This window comes from Serinicoccus sp. JS2-9, assembly GCF_059025165.1.
In genome coordinates, this window is the sequence record NZ_CM180091.1 from 1,464,444 (window position 1) to 1,487,005 (window position 22,562).

A 22,562-nucleotide genomic window follows, 5' to 3' on the forward strand; every position below is an offset into this window, starting at 1 on the left:
GATGGGTGCAGCCGCCCCCGTCCTCACCGAGCGTCGCGTGTGGTTGCTGGTGCGCGGAGCGTCCCGCAGCAGTCGGGGACCTGCCCGACATCCACGGGACGGTAGGTGAGGAGGGGAAGGTCCCGGCTCAGGCCGGAGCGGACTGGGCGTGCGCCGGCGCGGGCTCGTCCGAGGTGTCGGCGTCCGACTCGTCGTCGAACTCGCCGAGGATCTGCTCCAGAATGTCCTCCATCGAGGCCATGCCGACCACGCGGCCCTGCTCGTCGCGGACCAGCGCGAGCTGCCCCCGCTGCGAGCGCAGGCTCGACACCGCGTCGATGAGCGGCATCGAGGAGGGCAACGAGGCGACCGGCTGCAGGAACTCCCCGAGCGACTGGTCGCCCTTGTCCTGCGCCGAGGCCCGGATGGCGTCGCGCACGTGCACGAGGCCACGGATCCGCTGCTGGCCCTCGCGCCCGGTGGGCTCGACGACGAAGAGCCGGGACCGTCCGCTGCGGTGGCTGATTCGCTCCACGTCCGCGGCCGTGCCGGAGCGCGGGATGGTGACGGCCTCGGTGACGGGGAACATGACCGACTCCACGGTCTCCTCCTCCAGACGCAGCGCGCCGGTGAGGATCTGGTGGTCGGCGTCCTCGAGCACCCCGTGCTCGTAGGACTGCGCCAGCAGCAGCTGCAGGTCGGCGGGTGTCTGGGCGTTGCCCAGCGCGTCGACCGGGTCGATGCCGCCCATGCGCAGCAGCAGGTTGGCCGCGGCGTTCATGAGCCACAGCACCGGCCGCATCGCCCAGGTGAAGGCCCGGAAGGGCAGCGCCAGCAGCATGGCCGACGTCTCGGGGTGTGAGATCGCCCACGACTTGGGCGCCATCTCCCCGACCACCATGTGCAGGAAGACCACGATCGACACGGCGATCGCCACCGAGATGCCGTAGACCGCGACGTCGGGGACACCGAGGGTCTTCAGCACCGGCTTGAGCAGGTCCGCGACCGCCGGCTTGGCCAGCGCGCCCAGCGCCAGCGTGCACAGCGTGATGCCCAGCTGGGCGCCGGCCAGCATGAGCGAGAGCTCGCGCGAGGCGTCGACGGCCGCGCGGGCGGCCCGGCTGCCCTCCTCGGCCCGCTCCTCCAGCCGGTGCCGCTTGGCCGCGACGACCGCGAACTCGGCCCCGACGAAGAAGCCGTTGGCGATGAGCAGGACAACGCTGATCAGCAATGCCTGGGCCATGCTCATCGGGTCACCTCCAGCTCGTCGGCGGACTCAGGCGTCTGGATCACCAGGCCGTCGCCGAGCTGCTGCCGCTCGGTCGGGTCGAGCGCTCGCCAGTCGTCCAGCGTTCGGGTCACCATGGGGTGCAGCGTCACGACGTCGGGGACGAAGCGCTGGGTGCTTACGACATCGATCCGGCAGAGGTGGACGTATTCCTCGCCCTCGCCGTCCCGGCTGGTCCAGGTGACCACGACGCTGTCGCCCTCCTCGGCGGTGCGCCCGAGCTGGTCCAGCACCAGGCCGGACAACGTGTCGTAGTGCTCGTGCGCGGGCAGCTCGATGTCGGTGACCTGCGCCACCTCGTCGATGCGCAGTCGCGCCGACAGGTCCCAGATCCCCCCGGCCCGGGCCGCGCTGGTGGCCTCGTCGTCGTCGTCCTCGTCCCAGATCTCGCCGACGACCTCCTCGGCGACGTCCTCGAAGGTCACGATCCCGGCGAAGCCGCCGTACTCGTCCACCACCACCGCGAGCTGCTGGTGCCCCTCGCGCAGGGCCTCCAGCACCTTCGGCAGCGGCAGCGACTCGGGCAGGATGAGGGCGTCGTCGGCGAGGTCGCGCACGAGCGTGTCGCGCCGCGCCTGCGGCTCGACGTCCAGCAGGTCGTGCAGCCCGATGACCCCGACGATGTCGTCGATGTCGCGGCCGATCACGGGGAAGCGCGCGTGGCCGGTCTCCAGGGCCTCGAGCACCACGCTCGCGGGCTCGTCGGCCTGGATCGTCTCCACGGACGTGCGCGGCGTCATGACCTCCTCGGCGACCCGGTCACGGAAGGCCAGGCCGCGCTCCAGCAGCGTGGACAGCTCCTCGTCGAGGGTGCCGCCGCTGTGCGACTCGGCGATGATCCGGGTGAGATCCTCGGGGGTGGCCCCCTGGGGCAGCTCCTCCACCGGCTCGATGCCGACCGACCGCAGCAGGGCGTTGGAGGCCTTGTCGAAGAGCGCGATGACCGGACCGAGGATCGTCAGGTAGATCAGGGTGCTGCGCGACAGCGCCCGGGCCAGCGGGACAGGTCGCGCGATGGCCCAGTTCTTGGGGCCCAGCTCGCCGATGACCATCTGCAGCACGGTGGAGAAGGTGAGCGTCGCGATCGAGAAGAGGGAGATCAGCGCCGCCCGCGCGAGGAGCCCGGAGTCGGCATACGAGTCGATGAGTCCGCGCACGAGCAGCGACTCACCGAGATACCCCACCATGAGGGCGGTGAGGGTGATGCCGAACTGGGCGCCGGACAGGGTGAAGGACAGGCGTGAGGTGACGCGCAGCGCCCGCTGGGCGGCGGCGTCACCCTCGTCGGCGAGCTGACGCAGCTTGCCGCGGTCGACGCTGACGTAGGCGAACTCCTGGGCGACGAAGTAGCCCGTCATGAGGGTCAGCACGACGATGACGACGACGCCGCCGACGATCAGCACCGCTCGCCCCCTGCAGGTCGGGGTAGCCGGACGAGGTCATCGCCCGGCTGGGGACTCGGAGGTTGCGCGTCGGCGCCCGATCTGGCCACGTCGCTCATTGTACGACCGGGATAGGGTCGCCACCGTGCCGTCGTCCCCAGCCGCCGCGCGGTCCTCCCGGGGAGTCCCCCCGCTGGTCGCGGTCGCGGTCGGCGGGGCGCTGGGTGCCCTGCTGCGGTGGGCGCTAGAGCTGGCGCTCCCGGTGGGCGACGGGTGGCCCTGGGCGACGCTGCTCGCCAACGTGCTCGGCAGCGCGGCGCTCGGGTGGCTCGTGGTGCACGACGACCGGCACCGACACCCTCGGTGGGTGCGGCCGGCGGTCGGGACCGGGTTGCTCGGGGGGTTCACGACCTTCTCGACGTATGCCGTCCAGGTCGCTGTGCTGGGTCGGGTGGACCCGCTCGTGGCACTCGTATATCTCGTGGTGACCGCCGTGCTGTGCGTCGCCGCCGCAGCCCTGGGTGCTCGGGTGGCGCGAGGCGGTCGGCGGTGACTCTCGGTATGCCGTGGCTGCTCGCCGCTGCCCTGGTGGCCGTCGGCGGGGCGGTGGGGGCGGCGCTGCGGCACCTCCTCTCCCGTCCGCCGCTGGGGCCGGTGCGCGGCGTGCTTCTGGTCAACGTCACGGGTGCGGCGGCGCTCGGGATGCTGGCCGGGCTGGCCGAGGCGTTGCCTGGGTGGCTCTTCCTGCTGCTCGGCACGGGGCTCTGCGGCGCGCTGACGACGTGGAGCACCCTCGCGGTCCAGACGTGGGAGATCGGGAGGCACGCGCGGTGGCGAGCTGCGGCATACCTGGGGACGACGCTGGTGCTCGGCGTCGCAGTCGCGGTTCTCGGGTATGCCCTGGCGCGCCTCCTGCTGTGACGCCAGGCGGTTCCTCGGGCCGACACGAGGCGCCGGCTCCCGGGGTCTGTCGGTGGCCTCTCCTACGGTGGAGGGACGAGGCAGCACGAGGGAGAGAGGAGGCAGCGCATGGTCCGGTTCCTGCACACCGCCGACTGGCAGATCGGCATGACGCGGCGATTCCTCGAGCCCGAGGCGCAGGCGCGGTATGCCGCCGCGCGCGCCGACGCGATCCGCCGGCTGGGGGAGATCGCCGAGGAGCAGGGATGCGCCTTCATGGTCGTCTGCGGCGACGTCTTCGACAGCAACCAGCTCACCGGCCAGACGGTGCGGCGAGCCCTGGAGGCCCTGCGCTCGGTCCCGGTGCCGGTCTACCTCCTGCCGGGCAACCACGACCCGCTCGATGCCGCCTCGATCTATCGCTCGGAGGTCTTCATGGCCGAGTGCTCCGAGCACGTGACGGTCCTCGACCGGGCCGGCGTGCACGAGGTGTCACCCGGGGTGGAGCTGGTCGCCGCGCCCTGGGAGAGCAAGCATCCGGGGCGTGACCTCGTGGGTGAGGTGCTGGCCGACCTCCCCGAGGGGCCCGCGCCCGCCGGGGTGTTGCGGGTGGTCGTCGGTCACGGAGGCGTCGACACCTTCGACCCCGACTGGCGCGATCACGCGACGATCGCGGTCAGGCCTCTCCTGGAGGCGCTGGACGAGGGCCGGGTCCACTACGTCGCGCTCGGCGACCGGCACTCGCGGACGGCGGTCGCCGACCGGCACGACCTCTGCTACTCGGGCACCCCGGAGCCCACGAGGGAGACCGAGGTGGATCCTGGCCTGGCGCTCGTCGTGGATCTCGCCGAGGTCGACGGGGTCGACGGCGGCACGGCGGCGACCTCGGGATGGCGGGTCAGCACGGCGGCCTACCCCGTGGCGACCTGGCGCTTCCGGACGATGCGCCGGGAGGTGGACTCTGCCGCCGACCTGGACGCGCTGGACGCCGAGCTGGCCGCGGTGCCCGACAAGGACCGCACGGTCGTCTTCCTCGCGTTGCGGGGCACGCTCACCGTCGCGCAGCACGCCCGCCTCGAGGAGGTGCGGGCCCGGCACGGGGACCTGCTCGCCGCCCTCGTGGAGCGCGAGCAGCACCGCGAGGTCGTCGTGGTGAGCGACGAGGACGAGTGGGGCGAGCTGGGCCTCGGGGGCTTCCTCGCGACCGCGGTCGAGCAGATCAGAGCCGAGGCCGGGGCGCCCGCACCGGGAGGTGACGGAGCGGACGTGCCGGCTCCCGGGGACGGCGGGCCGGCGGAGCCGGCGCGAGCTCTGCGCGCCCAGCGGGGGCAGCACCGGGACGATCCGGCGGGGTCGGTGCGGACCGACCAGGACAGCCCCGTCTTCGTGGCGGGCCGGCCGGATGACGACGAGAGCGCCCGCGACGCGCTCGCTCTGCTCTACCGTCTGAGCAGGAGCGGCTCATGAGGCTGCACCGGATCACGCTGCGCGACGTGCGCGGCGTCAGCGAGCGCACCGTGGAGTTCCCCGACTCCGGGGTGGTCGTCGTCGAGGGCCCCAACGAGATCGGCAAGTCCACCCTGCTCGAGGCCTTCGACCGGGTGCTCGACCTCAAGGCCACCTCCAAGAGCGCGCGGGCCCAGGCGCTCCAGCCGATCGGCCGCGATGTGGGCCCTTTCGTCGAGGCGGAGTTCACCCTCGCCGGTCGACGCGTCCGGCTCGCCAAGCGCTGGCTACGCAGCCCGATGACCGAGCTGGAGATCCTGGGCGCGCGCCCGGAGCACCTCACCGGTGCCGCGGCCCAGGCGCGGCTGGAGCAGCTGGTGGGTGCGCTCGACAGCACGCTGTGGGAGGCGCTGCGGCTCACGCAGTCCGACGACGGATCGCTCGTGCCGCTCGTGTCGAGCGGCACGCTCCGGGAGGCCCTCGATGCGGCTGCGGACGCCCAGCTGCACGACGGTGACGGGGAGCAGGTGCTCGACCTGGTCGAGGAGGAGTACCTCCGCTACTTCACCGCGCGCACCGGTCGACCCACCGGCGACTACAAGGCCGCGATCGAGGCCCACACCGCCGCGCAGGCGGACGTCGCCGAGGGGCACCGCCGGCTGGTCGAGGCCGAGAGCCTGCTCGCGCGGCAGGCGGACGCCCGGGCCGACGAGGAGCGGCTCACCGAGGCGGTGCGGGCCGCGGGAGACCGGTCGGCCATGGCTCGCGAGCGGGCCGCCGAGGTCGCCGATCTCGTCGCCGAGCACGAGCGTGCGGTGGCTCGCCTGGGCGAGGCCCGCGAGCGTGCGGCGTCCGCCCGGCGGCGGTGGGAGGAGCGGACGGCGCGCGTCGCCGCACTCGAGGCGCTGGCCGCGACGGTCGCTGAGCACGAGGAGCATGTGGCGACGCTGGCCGAGCAGGGCACCCAGGTGCGAGCGAGGCTGGAGGAGGCCGAGCGGAGCCATCACGAGAGCGACGACGAGGTGGAGCGGGCCGAGCTCCGGCTCGATGAGCTCCGCGGCGATCTCGAACTGCTCGAGCGCCAGGAGGAGCTGGCCTCGCTCGACCGGGTCCTGGCCGAGGTGGAGCGGCGCGCGGCCGTGCTGCGGGAGGCTGGTGCCGAGGCGCCGGAGCGACCGGTGACCGAGGAGCAGCGCCACCGGGTGGACGGCCTGCGACAGCAGGTGGAGGTCCTCGAGGCCCAGCGTGCGGCGGCCAGTGCCACGGTGCGGGTCGAGTCGCTCGGCGAGAGCGTGCAGGTCGACCTCGTCGGGGACGCCCACAGCGACGGTGACGGCGGCACCGAGGCGGCGTCCACCTCGTCGCCGGCCTCCACGGTGGCCGTCGGCACGAGCGCCGAGGTCGTCGCGACCGACGACGTGGTGGTGACGGTCCCGGGAGCCGTGCGCCTGGTGGTGCGCTCTCCCGACGGAGACGGCCGGCGGGAGGCGCTGGTCCAGGCACGCGCGGCTCTGGCTCAGGCCTTGAGCGACCTCGCCTGTGCCGACGTGCAGGAGGTGGAGCAGCAGGCTGCGCTCACCCGCGACGCCCTCTCGGGGCGGCGCGAGGCGACCCGCGACCTGGAGGCGTTGCTGCAGGCTCACGGTGTCACGGCCGCGCAGGACCGCGCCGACGTCGTCGACGGTCGACCACCCCGGTCGCTGCTGGCCCGGCGCCGGTCCTGCGCCGAGGCCGTGGCCGACCTCGCCGCTCGAGCTGAGCTGCCCGACCCCGGTGAACTCACCGCCGGTGAGGACGAGTCGTTCTCTCGGCGTGCTGCGGTGGAGCGCGAGCAGGTCCGTGCCGCCGAGCGTGAGGCGAGCGCCGAGCTGCGCGCCGTGCGCGAGAGCCGCCGTGCGGCAGCGGCCTCCTTCGCAGCCGCACGTGACGAGGCGCGGCGCCTCGCGAGCGCGCTGGATCGGCTCGACGGCCAGCTCGGGAGCGAGCGCTCCCAGCATGAGCGTGATGCAGAAGCGCTCCGGGTGGATCGTGAGCACGCCGGCGACGACGCGCTCGCGGAGCAGCTGGCGCAGCACGAGACTGCTCTGGCGCAGACCGAGGCGGAGGCGCAGCGTGCCGGTGCGGTCATGGCCGAGGCTGACGTGCCTGGTTTGACGACCGCGGTCCGCGACGCCGACGCAGAGCTGGCTGCGGCCCGACGGGCGCTCGAGGGCGCACGCCAGGTCCTGCACTCCTTGACCGGTCAGGTGGAGCTTGCGGCGAGCGAGGGGCGCCAGGAGCTCTACGACCTGGCCGAGGCCGACCTGGACGACGCGGAGCGTCGACTGGCGGCCCTCGACCGGCGCGCCCGCGCGGTCCGGCACCTCCGGACGGCCTTGCACGAGCACCGCGACGCGGCCCACCGGGCCTACGTCCGACCTTTCACCGACGCACTCGAGCGCCTGGGGCGGAGGGTCTACGGAGACAGCTTCGCGGTCACGGTCGACGAGCAGCTCAGTGTGCGGGCCCGCACTCTCGACGGCACCACCGTCCCCTTCGACGAGCTCTCCGGCGGCGCCAAGGAGCAGCTCGGCATCCTCGCCCGGCTCGCCGTCGCCCATCTCGTCGACCCGACCCAGGGCGTGCCGGTCGTCATCGACGACGCGCTCGGCTACAGCGACCCGCAGCGGTTGGCACAGATGGGCCGGGTCATCGCCCGTGGTGCAGGGCCCGAAGGAGACGGCGACGTCCAGGTCATCCTGCTCACCTGCACCCCGCAGCGGTATGCCGCCATCCCCTCGGCGCACACGGTGCGCCTGGAAGCGTCATGACCAGATGTATGGGGCGATACCTTGAGGAGGTGGACAGGGTGACGATTCGTGACCTGCGCAATCGCAGCGCGGATGTCTTGGCGCGGGTCGCCCAAGGCGAGTCGCTGACGGTGACCAAGGACGGCGCTCCGGACGGCGCTCCGGTCGCGACCGTGTCCCCAGCCCCTCGGGCACCGCTGACGGCCCAGGAGTTGGTCCGCCGCCGGGCTCACCTTCCCATCATGGACGCCCAGCGACTCAGGACAGATCTGGATGAGGTCCTGGAGTCCAGCCTGTGACGGTCGATCGCAGGGGCATTCTGGACACTTCGGCCGTGATCGACCTGGCGACGTTGGACCTCTCGGACCTTCCCGCTGAGCCGCTCATCACGACCATCACCTTGGCCGAACTGTCTGTAGGTCCCCACCTCGCCGCGGATTCGATTTCACGGGGATCATGGACGTGACCATCCGCCCCGTAGGCCCCGCCTAGGCGGACGGACCGGCCGCGCGGGTCGTGGGCTCGTGCTCGACGGGGAAGTTCACCGACGCAGCGATGAAGCACGCCTCGGCGGCCTCGGCGTGCAGCTGTGGCACCAGGTCGATGTGGGCGGCGTCCGCGACGGTCACGGTCGGTCGCAGTAGCACGCGGGTGAAGCGGCCGCCGATCCCGGCCTGCTCCATCGTCCCGACGGGCGTGTCCTCGTAGTCCACGACCGTGACGCCGTGGGTGACCGCCATGTGCAGGAAGGACAGCAGGTGGCACTCGCTCAGGGCGGCGACGAGCAGGACCTCGGGATTCCACCGTGCCGCGTCGCCGCGGAAGGTGCGGTCGGCAGAGAGCTGGAGCTCCGGCATACCCGTGCTGTGGGCGACGACGTCTCGCCCGTAGTCGCGGTAGCCGGACGTGCCCGAGCCCCGGTTGCCGGTCCAGCGCAGCGCGAGCTCGTAGGTGTGGGTCGCCATGGCGACAGCCTCCCACCGGGGCGGGCGGACGGCATACCGGCTCCGGTCGCGCCGCGGCGCACAGGTCGTCAGCGTCGCGAGCATGAGCGAAGAGACCCGCATCACCGTCACGCGCACCACCGACGCCTCGGCGAAGGAGGTCTTCGAGGTCCTGTCCTTGCCCGACCACCACGTCGAGATCGACGGGTCCGGCTTCGTACAGTCGGTCGACCACGGCGACCGGATCACCGAGACCGGGCAGGTGTTCACGATGAACATGACCGGTGACCACATGGGCGGCGACTATCAGACCGACAACCACGTCACCGGCTACGACAAGGACCACCTGCTGGCCTGGCAGACCGCGCCCGCCGGCACCGAGCCCAAGGGCTGGGAGTGGGTCTGGGAGCTGACGCCCCAGGGCCCGGACTCCACCGAGGTCCGCCACACCTACGACTGGGGCAAGGTGACCGACCCCGACCTGCTCCAGAAGGTGAGTTTCCCGCTCGTCACCGAAGAGCAGCTGGAGCAGGCGCTCGGCAACCTCGCCGCGGCGGTGCCGACCGCCTGATCGACCGCGTCCCGGCCGAGCCGGAGAGCGCTGAGGCCGACAGCGTGGACCGCTGGCTCGACGAGGCCAAGGAGGACGGTACCTAGGCGAGGCCGAGGAGGAGTAGTTCGGCTGAGGCGCCGGTGGCGTCGGTCGCCGTCGGCGGGCCGTGAGAAGATCATGGTCGCGCCCGGCCCCGGTCGGGCTCAGCCCTCGTAGCTCAGGGGATAGAGCACCGCTCTCCTAAAGCGGGTGTCGGCAGTTCGAATCTGCCCGGGGGCACGCACCGTCCTCGCCCGACTCGCCGAACTGCCCGGAGCCCTCCTCGCGCGCCACGCGTACCGGCGGGCGTGCACATCAGGCGCCGCTGACGGCATACCCCCGGATGACCGATCGATGTGCACGCCGGTAGGTTTGCCGCCGAAGCGGGGAGCAGGAAGGGCGGCCGTGGCCAGCGATCGGGAGACCGAGTGGGAGGAGCGCCTCGCGCTTCCGGTGCTGGTGGCCGCGCTCGCCTCGGTGCCGGCCGTCTTCCTCACCCTTCTGGACGACCCCTACGCCACGGTGGGGACCGTCGCCAACTGGTTGACCGGCGGGGTGCTCATCGCGGAGACGGCGATCCTGTTCCTGGTCGCGAAGGACAAGCGGTCGTGGGTCCGCAGGCACTGGTGGCTGCTGCTGCTCACGGTCGCGATCGTCCTGGCCGTGGTGCTCGCGATCGGTCCGGTCCAGCTGCTGCGGCTCCTGCGCGTCGTCGGTGCCCTGCGGCTGGTGCGGGCCGGGCGCATCCTCAAGGCGGGCCGGCTCCTGCAGAAGCGGGCCGGCCTCAGCGGTCGCTGGGCCCGGGTGCCGACCCTCCTCGCCTCACTCCTGGTGGCTGCCTTCGTGGCGGTGGTGCTCGCCGATCCGACCTCGCAGAGCCGCATCCTGCTCCAGCACGCCCTGGGGAGCACCGCCACCGCGGTGCTCACGATCGTGGCCGGGCTGCTGCTGGCCGGCGCGACCTTCGTGGTGGTGCGCTACCGGTGGGGCGGCTCGCGGCGCGGCCCGGGCGACCAGGAGCCACCGTCGTCGAACAACCTCGAGGACCGCCGCTGACCTTCACGGCGCCCACCCAGGGTCGAGGCTCCTCGTGCGGAGGGGATCGCGACCGTCGCGCGGCTGTCGGTGGGACGGCATACCGTGAACGCGTCACGTCTCACGCGAGGAGGACACGATGAGCACCGAGGGGATCGACCCGAGCGCCGCGCCGAGCGGGCCCGGCTGCGTGGAGTGCACCGCGGAGGAGGGCTGGTGGGTGCACCTGCGCCGGTGCGCGCAGTGCGGACACGTCGGCTGCTGCGACAGCTCGCCGTCGCAGCACGCCACGGCGCACGTGCGCGACACCGGGCACCCGATCGTCCAGAGCTACGAGCCGGGGGAGGAGTGGTTCTGGGACTACGCCCAGGAGCAGGTGGTCGACGGGCCGGCGCTCTCCGAGCCCACTAGCCACCCGGAGGACCAGCCCGCACCAGGCCCGGCGGGAAGGGTGCCCGCCAGCTGGCGCAGCCAGATCCACTGAGAGCCACGCTGGTCAGCCGCGAGAGCGTCGGCTACTTCGGGACCACAGTAGGTCCCCGAGGTCGAGGAGCGGCCGATGGGCGCCCAGCAGCCCGCGTCAGAGCACACCCGACGCGCGCACGCCGCCGCGATGGAGCGGCTGCCGTTCCATGACACGGCGGACTACGACGACGCCCGGCGGCAAGATCGCCGACCTGCCCGACGGTGGCCTCATCAAGTCCGCCGACGGCTCCCCGGTCTGGGACCTCGCCAACTACGCCGTCGCCGACGCGGACACTCACTCGCCGGACACCGTGCACCCGAGCCTGTGGCGCCAGGCCCAGCTGCTCGGGATCTCCGGTCTCTTCGAGGTGGTCGACGGGTTCTACCAGGTGCGGGGCGCCGACCTGTCCAGCATCACCTTCATCGAGGGGCCAGGCGGCGTCGTCGCGGTCGACCCGCACACGGCCACCGAGACCGCCCGGGCCGCGCTCGACCTCTACCGCGAGCACCGGGGTGACCGGGAGATCGTCGCGGTGATCTACACCCACAGCCACGTCGACCACGACGCCGGGGTGCGCGGCATCGCCGACGGGGAGGACGTCGAGAGCGGGGCGGTGCGCGTCGTGGCGCCCGAGGGCTTCGTGCAGAACACCCTCCACGAGATGCTGCTGGCCGGCAACGCGATGAGTCGTCGGGCGAGCTACCAGTACGGCCAGCTCGTCCTCGGGGGTGCGCGAGGCACCGTGACCACGGGCCTCGGGCTCGGTGTCCGACGGGCACCGTCACCCTCATCCCGCCCACGGACGAGGTCACCGGGCCGACGAACCGGGACGGATCTCCTCCTCGAGGACGTGCCTGACAGACTGCGGGTCGTGACCTCCCCCGCCCCTGCTGACGCCACCTCGGTGGCTGCGCTGCAGTCCCGCACCGTGCTCACCCTCATGGGGAGCCAGACCCTGGGCGGCATCGGGGTCGCCAGCGGCATCGCGGTCGGCGCGATCGTCGCGGCCGACGTCAGCGGGAGCGACGCGCTGTCCGGTCTCGCGACGACGACGCAGGTCCTGGGCGGCGCTCTGTGCACCATCCCGATCGCCGCGCTCATGGGCCGGCGCGGCCGCCGCGTGGGTCTCGCGGCGGCATACCTCGTGGGTGCCGTCGGCGCCACGCTGGCGATCGCCGCGACCGCCACCGGCCAGTTCTGGCTCCTGCTGGTCGGCACCACCCTCTTCGGGGCGTCCACCACGGCCAACAGCCAGGCCCGGTATGCCGCTACCGACCTCGCCGTGCCGGAGCGACGCGGGCGACAGCTGAGCTGGGTGGTGTGGGCGACCACCATCGGCTCGGTGCTGGGCCCCAACATGGTGGGCCCGGGCAAGGCCGTCGCCGGCCTGCTCGGGCTTCCGCCGTTGGCGGGCGCGTGGGTCTTCTCCGCCGTGGGCTTCCTGCTCGCCGCCGTGGTGCTCCACCTGGCGCTGCGCCCGGACCCGCTGCTCACCGCCCGGGAGCTGGCCGGGATCGACACGGACCAGCCGGCAGGTCGACGCGGCAACGTCGGAGCCGGCCTGCGCCTCATCCTGGCGACCCCGACCGCGCTGTGGGGGACGCTGGTGGTCACCGTGGGGCACATCGTCATGGTCAGCGTCATGGTCATGACGCCGCTGCACATGCGGCACGGCGACGCCCAGATCGAGGTCATCGGTCTGGTCATCAGCCTGCACATCCTGGGGATGTACGGCCTCTCCCCGGTCGTCGGCCAGCTCACCGACCGCTGGGGGCCGGCACCGGTGGTGCTGCTCGGTGTGGTGCTCCTCGTGCTGGCCTGCGGCTTCTCGGCGCTCAGCCCGGACGGCTTCTCCGCGGGGCTCACGGCGGGGCTGATCCTTCTCGGACTCGGCTGGTCCTGCACGATGGTGGCCGGATCGGGCGTCGTCGCAGGGTCGGTGCCGATGGGTCAGCGCGCGTCGGTGCAGGGAGCCGCAGACCTCGTCATGGGGCTGTCCGCCGCCGCCGGTGGCGCCCTCGCCGGGGTGGTCATGGACCTCTTCGGGTATGCCGTGCTGTGCCTGGTCTCCGCCGTCGCCGCGGTGACGCTCGCGGCATACACGCTCCTGCGCAGCGACCACACGCGACGCCCGGTGGGGGTGTGAGCAACACTCGCGACGCCCGGTGGGGTGGTGCGGACGGCGCTGCCTGCGCCGCGCACCCAGCGAGAGTCGTTAGCCTGATCGGGTGAGTTCCCTGCGCCCTCCGCACACCCTCGACGACGCCCGCGTCGAGGCGGTCCAGCGTGCCCGGACGCAGTGGCGGCACGAGGTCGCCGACCTCGGCGGCCCCAACTCCCTGCTGTGGCACCGGACGTCGCTGACCGGCACGTTCGACCTCAACCTGGCCCACCCGGGCGGGGTCGCCAAGCTGCTCTCCGGGCGGCCGACGCCGCTGTCGGATCTGGTGCGCGAGCAGGTCGCCTTCACCGACGCCGCGCGCCGGATCGGAGGCATCCGCGACAAGGTGACCGAGATGCGGCGCGAGCACGGGCTGGAGACCGGCTTCCTCGCGATCGGGCTCGCGACCTGGACGCTCCACCGCGTGCCGGTGCCCCCGCGGGCGCCGGTGCTGCTGCGCGCCTGCACGATCTCGCCGACCGACGCCGCGCACAGCGACTACGTCATCACGCTGCACGAGGACGTCGTCTTCAACCCGGTGCTGGAGCACTACCTGCGCAGCGAGGCCCACCTCCAGCCCGACCCGGCGATGCTGGCCGGTCTCTCCGCCCAGAGCCACGGCTTCGACCCGCGGCTGACCTATCAGGCGCTCGAAGAGATCTGCGCCGAGATGGCCGGTTTCGGCATCGGCCCGCAGATGGTGATCAGCACCTTCCCCTGGGCCAAGCTGCCGCTCGTCACCTCATACACCGGGGAGGCCACCGGTCTGGCCGGGCACGACGTCGTGGCTGCGCTCGCGGGGGCCGACGTGCGCCTCACGCCTGGCAGCCCGGACGCCGAACGCGCCGACGACCCCGTCCGAGAGCTGGGCGCCCTCGACGCGGACCGGTCGCAGCGACTCGTGGTCGACGAGGTCGCCCACGGCGGCGAGCTCGTCCTTGACACCCCGGCCGGGACGGGCGCGACGCAGACCATCGCCAACGTCGTCGTGGGAGCGCTGTCGGAGGGGCGCAGCGTCATGGTGTGCTCCGAGGAGCGAGGGGCGCTGGAGAGCCTGCAGCGCCGCCTCGCGCACGTGGGGCTGGGTGACCTGTGCCTGCACCTGGCCGAGGACCCCGCCTCGATGCGGGAGACCCTCGCGACGGTGCGGCACGCCCTCGACCACCTGCCCGGCGAGGAGGAGCCCGACCTCGGCCCCGACCCGCTGCTGGCCCGGCACGACGCGCTCGTGATCCTGCGCCGCGAGCAGGAGGTCCTGCACCGCGAGCACGAACCGTGGGGACTGAGCCTGGCCCGCACCGAGAACGACCTCTCCGCGCTCGCCGCGCTGGAGCACCCGCCTGCCTCCCGCGTGCGGCTGCCGCTCGACGTGCTGCGGACCGTCACCGAAGAGGACCTCTCGGCGACCATCGACGCCCTCATCGAGGCCGCGGACGTGGGCGCCTGGGTCGGATCGCGCACCGAGGATCCCTGGTATGCCGCTCGCCTCACCTCCGAGGACGACGCCCGTCGAGCCACGGAGATCGTCGCCCGCCTGGTCTCGGGGGCATTCTCCGAGGCCCGGGAGCAGGCCGAGGCGGTCTGCCGGGAGGCGGGGATGCCCGCTCCCGCCTCGCTGCGGCAGTGGCAGCACCGGCTGGGGCTCATCGCCCGCGCGAGCGAGACGCTGGACCACTTCGCGCCCGGCATCTACGACGCCGCCCTCGACGACATGGTCGCCGCCACCGCGGAGAAGGACGACGTCGGTCCCCGCCCCGGCGCGGTGACCCGCGCCCGCCTGCGTCGGCAGGTGCGGCAGCAGCTGCGCCCCGGTGCACCGCCGCCGGACCTGCCGCACCGGGTCCGCCAGGCGCGGGACGAACGCCGCGAGTGGGAGGAGGTCGCCGGCAAGGCCGCCCGCCCCACCGCGCCGGAGGGATGGGAGGAGGCTCTCGCGGCATACACCCCGATCGGCGAGGACCTCGCCTGGCTGGAGCAGGTGCTGGAGGGGACGGCCACCGGGCACGAGTTGTCGACCAGCCACCTCGACATCGTGCTGGAGCGGTTGGTCCGGCTGGACGCCCGCGCGGAGCGGGCCGCCGTCGCGGCACAGGCCCACCCGCTGCTGGCCCCTTTGCGCGAGCGCGGCCTCGGAGAGGTCGTCGACGACCTGGCCCGCCGCGGCGTGCCGGCTGAGCGGGTCGCGCCGGAGGTGCGTTTCGTGCACCGCAGCTCGGTGCTGGACCACCTCACCTCCGACGCCGTCCCGCAGCAGGTCGGCGGAGAGGCGGTGCGCGAGGCGGAGCGGTCCTTCCGCGCCGCCGACCGGGCGCACCTGCACCGCAACGCGCTGCGGGCTCGGCGCGCGGTGCTGCGCCGCCTGAGGCGCACCCTCTCCTCGCACGCTTCCCAGGTCGGTGCCTGGCAGCGGGCCCTCGAGGCGAGCAAGGTGGGCGGCGTCGATGCCCGCGACATCATCAGCCGTGCCCCCGACGTGGTGCTCGCGGCCCAGCCGGTGCTCCTCGCGAGTCCGTTGGTCGTGCCGGCGGTCCTGCCGCCGGATCTCACGGTCGACCTGCTCGTCGTCGACCGGGCCGGGCGCACCACGACGGCGCGCAGCGCACCGGCGCTGGCGCGGGGACGGCAGGTGCTCGTCGTGGGCGACAGCGGCGGTCCCGGGCCACGGGACTTCTCGGTCGTCGCCGATCCGCGTGGCGAGGCAGACCTTCGAGGCGCGTCGACGCCCGCGCGATCGCTGCTCCAGGACGCCGCGGCGGTCCTGCCGGTCCGCCATCTGGCCGTCAACTATCGCGCGCTCGACCAGGACCTCGTGGCGCCGTTGGCCCCGCTCATGCCGCGCCCGGCTCACTCTTTCCCCGGCGTGAGTCGCGGCCCCGGTGTGCGTGAGCACGTCGTCGAGGGCCACGTCAGCGCCCGGGTCGAGGCCACGGTGCGGCTCGCGCTGCGGCTCGCCCGCGAGACCGACGACAGCCTGCTCCTCGTGGCCGACGACGAGGCTGGCGCGGAAGACCTCGGGCTCGCCCTGCGTGCCCTCCTGGCGGACGAGCCGGCGGGGCATCCCGCGGCGCTGAGCGACGCCGCGGATCGGTTGGAGCCGTTGCTGGTGCGCCCGCTCGGCCGCCTGGCCGGCGAAGCCCGCGACCGGGTCGTCTGGATGGGGTCGGCAGCAGCGGCCGCGGACGCGATCATCGCCGGGTCGGTGCTGGCCGCAGCGCGCCGGTCGGTCGATCTGGTGCTGCCCCAGCCTGTCTCGGAGTGGCCAGGTGGAGCAGCCGGGGGCGCGCAGCTGCTGGCCCGAGCCCTGATGCCGGAGACTGAGGAGCATGGCCATGGTTCGGCGGTGCTCTCCGAGCTGGTCCGACGGCTGCGGGCCGAAGGGCTCGAGGTCAAGGAAGGCGTCGGCCACGGTCCGCACGCGGTCGACCTCGCCGTCGTGTCGGACGACGACGGCGGCTTCGCCGTGGCCGTGGACGGCGACGTCCTGCAGACGCCCGTCACCCCGCCGGGGCGCGACGACGTGCGGCTGCGGCACGAGCAGCTCACCCGGATGGGGTGGACGCCGTTGCGGGTCCGCACGACCGACATCTTCAGCGACCCGGCGCGCGAGGTCGCCCGCGTGCTGGAAGGGCTGCGGGGGCACGCGGCCCGGCGCCGGTGAGTTCCGTGGGCGGGTCGGCGCGGTCCCGGGAGCGGGGAGACGGACATCGTGACGGCGCCGGGGGAGGCGGGAAGCGGCATACCGGAGCGCGGCGGGGACCCCGGCGAGCCGTGGCTGCCGCCACCAATGCCCAGGCCGACCCGTCCGATGACCTCCCCGGGTCGAAGCCCGGCCAGCCCGTCCCGGACGCGCAGCGGCGCCCCGGCCGCGCCGTCCGCCTCGACCCCAGGGACAGTTGGATCCTGGAGCAGCGTCCACCCCACTGGGACTGACCCGCGGCCCCAAGGTTCCTGGGTGCCCCCACTGCTGCAGCCGGAGAGACTCGCGGCAACCGTGGGGCCGGGCGGCATGTGGGCGGGAGTGGCCCCCCGGTTCCTGGGCCGCCCCACGGTTCGGGGTTGCCCCCACTGCTGCAGCCATAGGGACTCCCGGCAACCGTGGGGCCAGACAGCAAGGGTGGGGGCCGCGGAGATGTGTGGGGGCTGCGGAGAGATGTGGGTTGGGGGGCCAACCGTGGGGGCTGGCGGCATGCGGGTGGGGGTGGCCCACGGTTCCTGGGCCGCCCCACGGTTCGGGGTTGCCCCCACTGCTGCAGCCGTAGGGACTGAGGTCAACCGTGGGGCCCGACAGCAAGGGTGGGGGCTGCGGAGAGATGTGGGGTTGAGGGCCGACCGTGAGGACTGGTGGCGTGCAGCTGGGAGTGGCCCCCTGGTTCGGGGGAAGCCCCATGGTTCGGGGGTGGCCTTCTGGTTCGGGGGAAGCCCCACGGTTCGAGGGGAGCCCCACCTGCCAGAGGTATGCCGAAGGGCCCGGTGCGCGGGTGCGCTCCGGGCCCTTCGGTGGTCAGGCTCCGGTCAGAGCGAGCCGTCGGTGCGGCGCTGGGCCAGCAGGTCGCGGATCTCGCGGAGGGTGGCGACCTCGTCGGTCACGACCTCCGGCTCCGGCTCCTTGCCGGCGGCACGGCGCTCGTTGAACTTGTTCATCGGCAGCACGAAGACGAAGTAGACGACGGCCGCGGTGATGAGGAAGACGATGAAGGCGTTGATGATGGCTGCGAAGTCGACGTAGGTCGCGTCGTTGTCCTGGAGGATGTTGAAGCCCAGGCCGGAGGCCTCGGCGCCACCGGCGGCGTTGAGCACCGGCGTGATGATGCTGGAGACGACGACGTCCACGATGGCGGCGAAGGCGCCACCGATGACGACCGCGACGGCGAGGTCGATGACGTTGCCGCGCATGATGAAGTCCTTGAAGCCCTGAAGCATGGCTTCTCCTTTCTGGTCCGAGCAGCGTCGATGGCTCGGAGATTCACTGGGGGATGAGGGGCCCAGGGCTGCAGTGCCGCTCGCAGGGGCCAACGCATCAGTCTAGGCCGAGTTCGGGCCTGGTCCACCCCTCCGGGTGAAAGAAAGGGTGTGACGTTACTCACCCGTAGAGTCTGCCCGCAGCGCCACCAGCAGCGTGGCGCCGAGTGGGTCGGCGCCCCGGGCTGCGGCCAGGTCGCCAGCGGTCGACGGGTCGACGGCCAGCCACAGCCCGGTCGCCCCACCGGTCGACAGGCTCTGGAGCACGCGGGCCGCGTCGGCCACGGTCGAGCCGTCGACGGGGGAGCGCACGTCCACCACGTCACCGGACCCGATCGCTGACGCCACCGCGGCGTTCTGCACAGGCAGGAAGACGGCGACGGTGCCGGACGGCATACCGGACAGGAGCCCCGACGTGCGCAGGTCGGAACGGGTGAGCATCTCGCCCTCGACCACCGGGGCGGCGAGCACCTGACCGGTCGCGTCCGCGGCGGCGCTCAGGCCGGTGGCCGGCACCGCGCGTGGCGGCAGCATGACCACCTCCACGTCGCTCGCCGACATCGTCGAGCCGAGCGGCAGCTCGCGGGTCGCGACGAGGACGGGCACGTCGTCGGGTGCGGGCCGGGTCAGGACCAGGTGCAGGCCGCCGCCCACCGTGCCCGCCGCCAGCAGCGCCGCCAACCAGCGGCGCGCGCCCCGTCGGGCCAGGCGCCGCGCCCAGGATGGGCGTCGGGCCACACGGGAGGCTCGATCGGTTCGTCTGCTCACGTCCTGGACGCTAGGCGGGCCGCCCGCCGCGCACCAGGGGTCAGCGCGAGGCTGTGGACGCCGACGAGCCGCTCGAGGAGGATGTGGACGAGCCGGACGATCCGCCGGACGAACTCATCGACCCCTTCGACCCAACGGAACCCGACCCGCTCGACCCGCTCGAGCCGGAGCCCCCTGACTCGGAGCCGCCCGACCCGGACGAGCTCGACCCGGACGAGCCGGCCCCCGAGCTGCCGGACGAGCTCGACCCGGACGAGCCCGAGCCGCCCTTGCCGGAGCTGCGGGAGTCGGTGCGATAGAAGCCGGACCCCTTGAAGACGACGCCGACCGCGCTGAAGACCTTGCGCAGCTCGCCGCCGCACTCCGGGCACTCGGTGAGGGCGTCGTCGGTGAACGCCTGCTGGATGTCGAAGGCGTGACCGCAGGACTTGCAGGCGTAGGAGTAGGTCGGCACGAGGCTGGATTCTACGTCGCCTGCGCCGGGGTGGCTGCATCGTCGCCTACCCTGGGGTACGTGTCCCGACCCGTCTGGCAACGCGTGGCCGTGCCTGTCGTCGCGACCTTCGTGGTCCTGGCGGTGGCCGCGGCCGTGGTCGGCGTCGGCCTGACCCGGCGCGCGTTCCCGCAGACCAACGGTGAGCTCGAGCTCGCCGGGCTCACCGGCACGGTTGAGGTGATCCGCGACGAGCGGGGGGTGCCGCACATCTATGCCGACACCTCCGAGGACCTCTTCCGGGCGCAGGGGTATGTCGCAGCCCAGGACCGCTTCTTCCAGATGGACCTGCGACGGCACATCGTCAGCGGCCGGCTCGCGGAGCTCGTCGGCGAGCCGGGCGTGGAGACCGACCGGGTCACGCGCACCCTCGGGTGGCGTCGGGTGGCCCAGGAGGAGCTGAGCACCCTCACGTCCGAGACGCGTGCCAACCTGCAGGCCTACGCCGCCGGAGTCAATGCCTACGTCGACAGCAAGGCGGGTCCTTCCGCCCTCGGGATCGAGTACGTCGCGCTCGCCCAGAGTGCTCCCGGCTACACCATCCGCCGCTGGGACGAGGTGGACTCGTTGGCCTGGCTCAAGGCGATGGCCTGGGACCTGCGCGGCAACTACGAGGACGAGCTCGCCCGGGGCAGGCTCGTCGGGCAGGTCTCTCTCGACGAGCTGGACGACCTCTACCCCGACTATCCGGGCGACGAGCACCCGCCGATCCTCGACCCCACCGAGTGGGCGCCCGAGCGCACGACCACGGGTGCCGCGTCGGACAGCAGGGGAGGCACCAACGGCACCGTCCCCGCGCCCACGCCGGACCAGACCGATCCTGCCGACCGGTCTCGGCTCGGCGAGCCGCAGGCCCCGGACGGGCCGACCTCCGACCTCACCCAGAGCTGGTTGGCCGGCGCCGGTGACGCCTTCGCGGACACCGAGACGGTGCTGGCGGTGGTGCCCGAGCTCATGGGCCGCGGCGAGGGCATCGGCTCCAACTCCTGGGTGGTCTCCGGTGACCACACGAGCACGGGTATGCCGTTGCTCGCCAACGACCCGCACCTGTCCCTCTCCCAGCCCGGCGTCTGGATGCAGTCGGGTCTGCACTGCCGCGAGCTGAGCGAGGCATGTCCCTACGACGTCACGGGCTTCACCTTCGCCGGGGTGCCGGGCGTCATCATCGGCCACAACCAGGACATCGCCTGGGGCATCACCAACCTCGACCCGGACGTCACGGACTTCTACCTCGAGGACGTCGTCGACGACACCGTGCTGCGCGACGAGGACTACGAGCCGATGGACGTGCGCACCGAGACGATCAAGGTCGCCGGGGGCGAGGACGTCGAGCTCACGGTGCGTGAGACCTCCAACGGCCCGATCGTCTCCGACGTGCTCGACTCGGTGGCCCGCATGGGCGACAACGGCCCGCTCGACGGGGTGCAGACCTCGCGTGACTTCGAGGTGGCGCTGCGCTGGACCGGCCTGGAGCCGGCGCAGACGGCCGACGCCATCTTCCAGCTCAACTCCGCGACCGACTGGGAGGGCTTTCGCGAGGCGGCGCGCTCTTTCGCGGTGCCGTCGCAGAACCTCCTCTACGCCGACACCGAGGGCAACATCGGCTATCAGGCACCCGGGATGATCCCGGTGCGCCGCAGCGCGACCCACGCCACGCCGCCGGGTTTCTACCCGACCCCGGGCTGGGAGGAGCAGTACGCCTGGACCGGGTGGGTGGACTTCGAGGAGCTGCCGACGGCATACAACCCCGAGGACGGCATCATCGTGGCCGCCAACCAGGCGGTCGCGCGCGGCTCGACCCCCTTCCTCACCAGCGAGTGGGACAAGGGCTACCGCTCCACCCGCATCCTCGCGCTGCTGCAGTCGACCCTCGAGGACGGACCGCTCAGCGCCGACGACATGAGCCGGATCCAGCTGGACGACACGAGCAGCTTCGCGTTGGCGGTGGTGCCCTATCTCACCGACATCGACCTCGACGGCTCCTTCTACACCGAGCCCCAGGGCCTGCTGCGGGACTGGGACGGCACCGCGCCCGCCGAGGGCGACCAGTCCGCGGCCGCGGCCTACTTCTACGCGGTCTACGACAACCTGCTCGAGGCGGTCTTCGATGACGAGCTCCCGCCCGACCTGGGTGCCACCGGCAACTCCCGGTCGATGCAGATCATGGAGCAGCTGCTGGCGACGCCGGACAGCGTGTGGTGGGACGACCAGCGCACGCCGGGGGTGATCGAGTCACGTGACGAGGTGCTGCGCGCCGCGCTCGTGGACGCGCGGCTCGACCTCACCAGCCAGCTGTCCAAGGACCCCGACGACTGGGCCTGGGGCGAGTTGCACCGCGCCGTGCTCGAGCACGAGGCGCTCGGCGGCGAGTCGGTGCCCTACCTGGTCCGCGACCTGGTCAACCGCGGCCCGCTCCCGGTCTCCGGCAGCAGCGCCATGATCAACGCGATGAACTGGGACGCCAGCACGGGCAGCTTCGACGTCAGCTCGGGGCCCTCGATGCGCATGGTCGTCGACCTCGCCGAGTTCGACGCGTCGACCTGGGTCAACCAGACCGGTCAGTCGGGACACCCGTTCAACCCGCACTACGACGACCAGACCGAGGCCTGGCTGACCGGCGAGACCTATCCGTGGGCCTACAGCCGGGACGCCGTCGAAGCCGCCGGCGAGCAGACCCTCACCCTGGTGCCGCCGCAGGAGTAGCCCGGTCCACCGGCACCGTACGCACCCCCGTGCCCGGACGCAGGACGGCGTCCACCCGCACGTCGTGCAGGTCGGCTGGCACGCGCTCGACGACCTCGTGGTCGTGCAGCACGATGACGACCGGTGCCCCTCCCGACCGCTCCCGCAGCCGCGGGACCACCGTGTCGTAGTAGCCGCCGCCCTGCCCCAGCCGCACCCCCGAGCGCGACACCGCCAGGCCAGGCACGAAGGCCAGGTCGACCTCGGCGAGTACCTCCTCGCCGAGGGGTGCCCGGTCGGGATCGGCGAGGTCGGCCCAGTCCAGCCGCGGCTTCTCCAGGGTGATCGGCACGAGCACGCGCACCCCCGCCGTGCGGAGTGCGTCCGTCAGCCCGTCCACCGGCGGCTCGGTGCGCATCGGCTCGAACGCCGTGACCGTGAGTCCGGAGAGGTCGCGACGTCCGCGGGAGACGGCATACCCGCGCAGGTGGTCCACCCCGGCGCGGCCGAGCGCCGCGGCGACCACGGTGCGCTGCTGCGGCGACCACGCGTCCACCACCTCACGACGCGCGGCACGGACGAGCGAGCGCCAGGTCACCTTGTCGGCGACGACGTCACCCGTGGGGGCGTAGCGCGGCAGGACGGGCGGCTTCACCTGAGACAGTCTGCACCCTCGCA

General features: G+C 72.9%; 18 protein-coding genes, 1 tRNA gene and 1 pseudogene. 13 read left to right on the forward strand and 7 right to left on the reverse strand.

The features are described from left to right. Window positions 1–127 precede the first annotated feature (127 nt). Both AC5PYY_RS07330 and AC5PYY_RS07335 read right to left on the reverse strand, forming a co-directional pair. Window positions 128–1,228, reverse strand: coding sequence for a hemolysin family protein (locus AC5PYY_RS07330; protein ID WP_493899119.1), 1,101 nt, complete (start codon window positions 1,226–1,228; stop codon window positions 128–130). Next, window positions 1,225–2,670 carry a hemolysin family protein gene (locus AC5PYY_RS07335; RefSeq protein ID WP_493899120.1) on the reverse strand — a complete coding sequence of 482 codons (1,446 nt, stop codon included), beginning with the start codon at window positions 2,668–2,670 and terminating at the stop codon, window positions 1,225–1,227. The genes AC5PYY_RS07330 and AC5PYY_RS07335 overlap by 4 nt, the downstream gene beginning before the upstream one ends. A gap of 124 nt (window positions 2,671–2,794) precedes the next feature. Between AC5PYY_RS07335 and AC5PYY_RS07340 the strand changes: the two genes are divergently transcribed. From AC5PYY_RS07340 to AC5PYY_RS07360, 5 genes are all read left to right on the forward strand, one after another. Next, window positions 2,795–3,202, forward strand: a complete 408-nt coding sequence (locus tag AC5PYY_RS07340; RefSeq protein ID WP_493899121.1) for a fluoride efflux transporter FluC — start codon at window positions 2,795–2,797, stop codon at window positions 3,200–3,202. Beyond that, window positions 3,199–3,570, forward strand: a complete 372-nt coding sequence (locus AC5PYY_RS07345; RefSeq protein ID WP_493899122.1) for a fluoride efflux transporter FluC — start codon at window positions 3,199–3,201, stop codon at window positions 3,568–3,570. Before AC5PYY_RS07340 ends, AC5PYY_RS07345 begins: the two co-directional genes overlap by 4 nt. A 108-nt stretch (window positions 3,571–3,678) precedes the next feature. Continuing rightward, a complete protein-coding gene (locus AC5PYY_RS07350) occupies window positions 3,679–5,016 on the forward strand; it encodes a metallophosphoesterase family protein (protein ID WP_493899123.1) in 1,338 nt (445 codons plus the stop codon). Continuing rightward, window positions 5,013–7,805 (forward strand): AAA family ATPase, encoded by a 2,793-nt coding sequence (locus AC5PYY_RS07355; protein WP_493899124.1) that lies wholly within the window; start codon window positions 5,013–5,015, stop codon window positions 7,803–7,805. Before AC5PYY_RS07350 ends, AC5PYY_RS07355 begins: the two co-directional genes overlap by 4 nt. 8 nt (window positions 7,806–7,813) lie before the next feature. Continuing rightward, window positions 7,814–8,083 (forward strand): type II toxin-antitoxin system Phd/YefM family antitoxin, encoded by a 270-nt coding sequence (locus AC5PYY_RS07360; protein ID WP_493899125.1) that lies wholly within the window; start codon window positions 7,814–7,816, stop codon window positions 8,081–8,083. Between the two features lie 189 nt (window positions 8,084–8,272). Here AC5PYY_RS07360 and AC5PYY_RS07365 read toward each other — a convergent pair whose 3' ends face one another. Next, window positions 8,273–8,749 (reverse strand): OsmC family protein, encoded by a 477-nt coding sequence (locus tag AC5PYY_RS07365; RefSeq protein ID WP_493899126.1) that lies wholly within the window; start codon window positions 8,747–8,749, stop codon window positions 8,273–8,275. 82 nt (window positions 8,750–8,831) lie between these two features. Between AC5PYY_RS07365 and AC5PYY_RS07370 the strand changes: the two genes are divergently transcribed. From AC5PYY_RS07370 to AC5PYY_RS07395, 6 genes are all read left to right on the forward strand, one after another. Then, window positions 8,832–9,299, forward strand: coding sequence for an SRPBCC family protein (locus AC5PYY_RS07370; protein ID WP_493899127.1), 468 nt, complete (start codon window positions 8,832–8,834; stop codon window positions 9,297–9,299). A 188-nt stretch (window positions 9,300–9,487) separates the two neighbouring features. Continuing rightward, window positions 9,488–9,560 (forward strand) — tRNA-Arg (locus AC5PYY_RS07375). A 165-nt stretch (window positions 9,561–9,725) separates the two neighbouring features. Then, entirely contained in the window at window positions 9,726–10,376 is a 651-nt protein-coding gene (locus AC5PYY_RS07380; RefSeq protein ID WP_493899128.1) for an ion transporter, read from the forward strand. A gap of 118 nt (window positions 10,377–10,494) precedes the next feature. Beyond that, a complete protein-coding gene (locus tag AC5PYY_RS07385) occupies window positions 10,495–10,839 on the forward strand; it encodes a UBP-type zinc finger domain-containing protein (RefSeq protein ID WP_493899129.1) in 345 nt (114 codons plus the stop codon). Between the two features lie 148 nt (window positions 10,840–10,987). Continuing rightward, on the forward strand, window positions 10,988–12,967 hold the full coding sequence (locus AC5PYY_RS07390) for an MFS transporter (RefSeq protein ID WP_493899130.1): 1,980 nt from the start codon (window positions 10,988–10,990) through the stop codon (window positions 12,965–12,967). A gap of 82 nt (window positions 12,968–13,049) precedes the next feature. Then, window positions 13,050–16,640, forward strand: coding sequence for a PDDEXK-like endonuclease domain-containing protein (locus AC5PYY_RS07395; protein WP_493899131.1), 3,591 nt, complete (start codon window positions 13,050–13,052; stop codon window positions 16,638–16,640). Between the two features lie 854 nt (window positions 16,641–17,494). Here the strand turns inward: AC5PYY_RS07395 and mscL are convergent. Both mscL and AC5PYY_RS07405 read right to left on the reverse strand, forming a co-directional pair. After that, window positions 17,495–17,902, reverse strand: a complete 408-nt coding sequence (gene mscL / locus AC5PYY_RS07400) for a large conductance mechanosensitive channel protein MscL (RefSeq protein ID WP_493899132.1) — start codon at window positions 17,900–17,902, stop codon at window positions 17,495–17,497. Window positions 17,903–18,058: 156 nt separating this feature from the next. Further along, window positions 18,059–18,709, reverse strand: coding sequence for an SAF domain-containing protein (locus tag AC5PYY_RS07405; RefSeq protein ID WP_493899133.1), 651 nt, complete (start codon window positions 18,707–18,709; stop codon window positions 18,059–18,061). A 53-nt stretch (window positions 18,710–18,762) separates the two neighbouring features. Here AC5PYY_RS07405 and AC5PYY_RS07410 point away from each other — a divergent pair, with 53 nt between their 5' ends. Next, window positions 18,763–19,008, forward strand: coding sequence for a hypothetical protein (locus AC5PYY_RS07410; RefSeq protein WP_493899412.1), 246 nt, complete (start codon window positions 18,763–18,765; stop codon window positions 19,006–19,008). Window positions 19,009–19,070: 62 nt separating this feature from the next. Here AC5PYY_RS07410 and AC5PYY_RS07415 read toward each other — a convergent pair. Continuing rightward, window positions 19,071–19,163, reverse strand: a pseudogene (locus tag AC5PYY_RS07415) (FmdB family zinc ribbon protein); the annotation flags it as partial. A 60-nt stretch (window positions 19,164–19,223) separates the two neighbouring features. Between AC5PYY_RS07415 and AC5PYY_RS07420 the strand changes: the two are divergent. Then, a complete protein-coding gene (locus tag AC5PYY_RS07420; protein WP_493899134.1) occupies window positions 19,224–21,905 on the forward strand; it encodes a penicillin acylase family protein in 2,682 nt (893 codons plus the stop codon). On the opposite strand, the gene AC5PYY_RS07425 is transcribed toward AC5PYY_RS07420, so the two are convergent. Beyond that, entirely contained in the window at window positions 21,880–22,539 is a 660-nt protein-coding gene (locus tag AC5PYY_RS07425; protein ID WP_493899135.1) for a 5-formyltetrahydrofolate cyclo-ligase, read from the reverse strand. The two genes, AC5PYY_RS07420 and AC5PYY_RS07425, sit on opposite strands and share 26 nt — an antisense overlap. Between the last annotated feature and the right edge of the window lie 23 nt (window positions 22,540–22,562).

What these genes read in the sequence shown, in the direction of transcription:
- AC5PYY_RS07330 (WP_493899119.1), bottom strand. Translation starts at nt 1,228, where the DNA reads ATGAGCATGGCCCAGGCATTGCTGATCAGCGTTGTCCTGCTCATCGCC.
- AC5PYY_RS07350 (WP_493899123.1), top strand. Translation starts at nt 3,679, where the DNA reads ATGGTCCGGTTCCTGCACACCGCCGACTGGCAGATCGGCATGACGCGG.
- AC5PYY_RS07355 (WP_493899124.1), top strand. Translation starts at nt 5,013, where the DNA reads ATGAGGCTGCACCGGATCACGCTGCGCGACGTGCGCGGCGTCAGCGAG.
- AC5PYY_RS07360 (WP_493899125.1), top strand. Translation starts at nt 7,814, where the DNA reads ATGGGGCGATACCTTGAGGAGGTGGACAGGGTGACGATTCGTGACCTG.
- AC5PYY_RS07365 (WP_493899126.1), bottom strand. Translation starts at nt 8,749, where the DNA reads ATGGCGACCCACACCTACGAGCTCGCGCTGCGCTGGACCGGCAACCGG.
- AC5PYY_RS07370 (WP_493899127.1), top strand. Translation starts at nt 8,832, where the DNA reads ATGAGCGAAGAGACCCGCATCACCGTCACGCGCACCACCGACGCCTCG.
- AC5PYY_RS07385 (WP_493899129.1), top strand. Translation starts at nt 10,495, where the DNA reads ATGAGCACCGAGGGGATCGACCCGAGCGCCGCGCCGAGCGGGCCCGGC.
- AC5PYY_RS07390 (WP_493899130.1), top strand. Translation starts at nt 10,988, where the DNA reads ATGACACGGCGGACTACGACGACGCCCGGCGGCAAGATCGCCGACCTG.
- mscL (WP_493899132.1), bottom strand. Translation starts at nt 17,902, where the DNA reads ATGCTTCAGGGCTTCAAGGACTTCATCATGCGCGGCAACGTCATCGAC.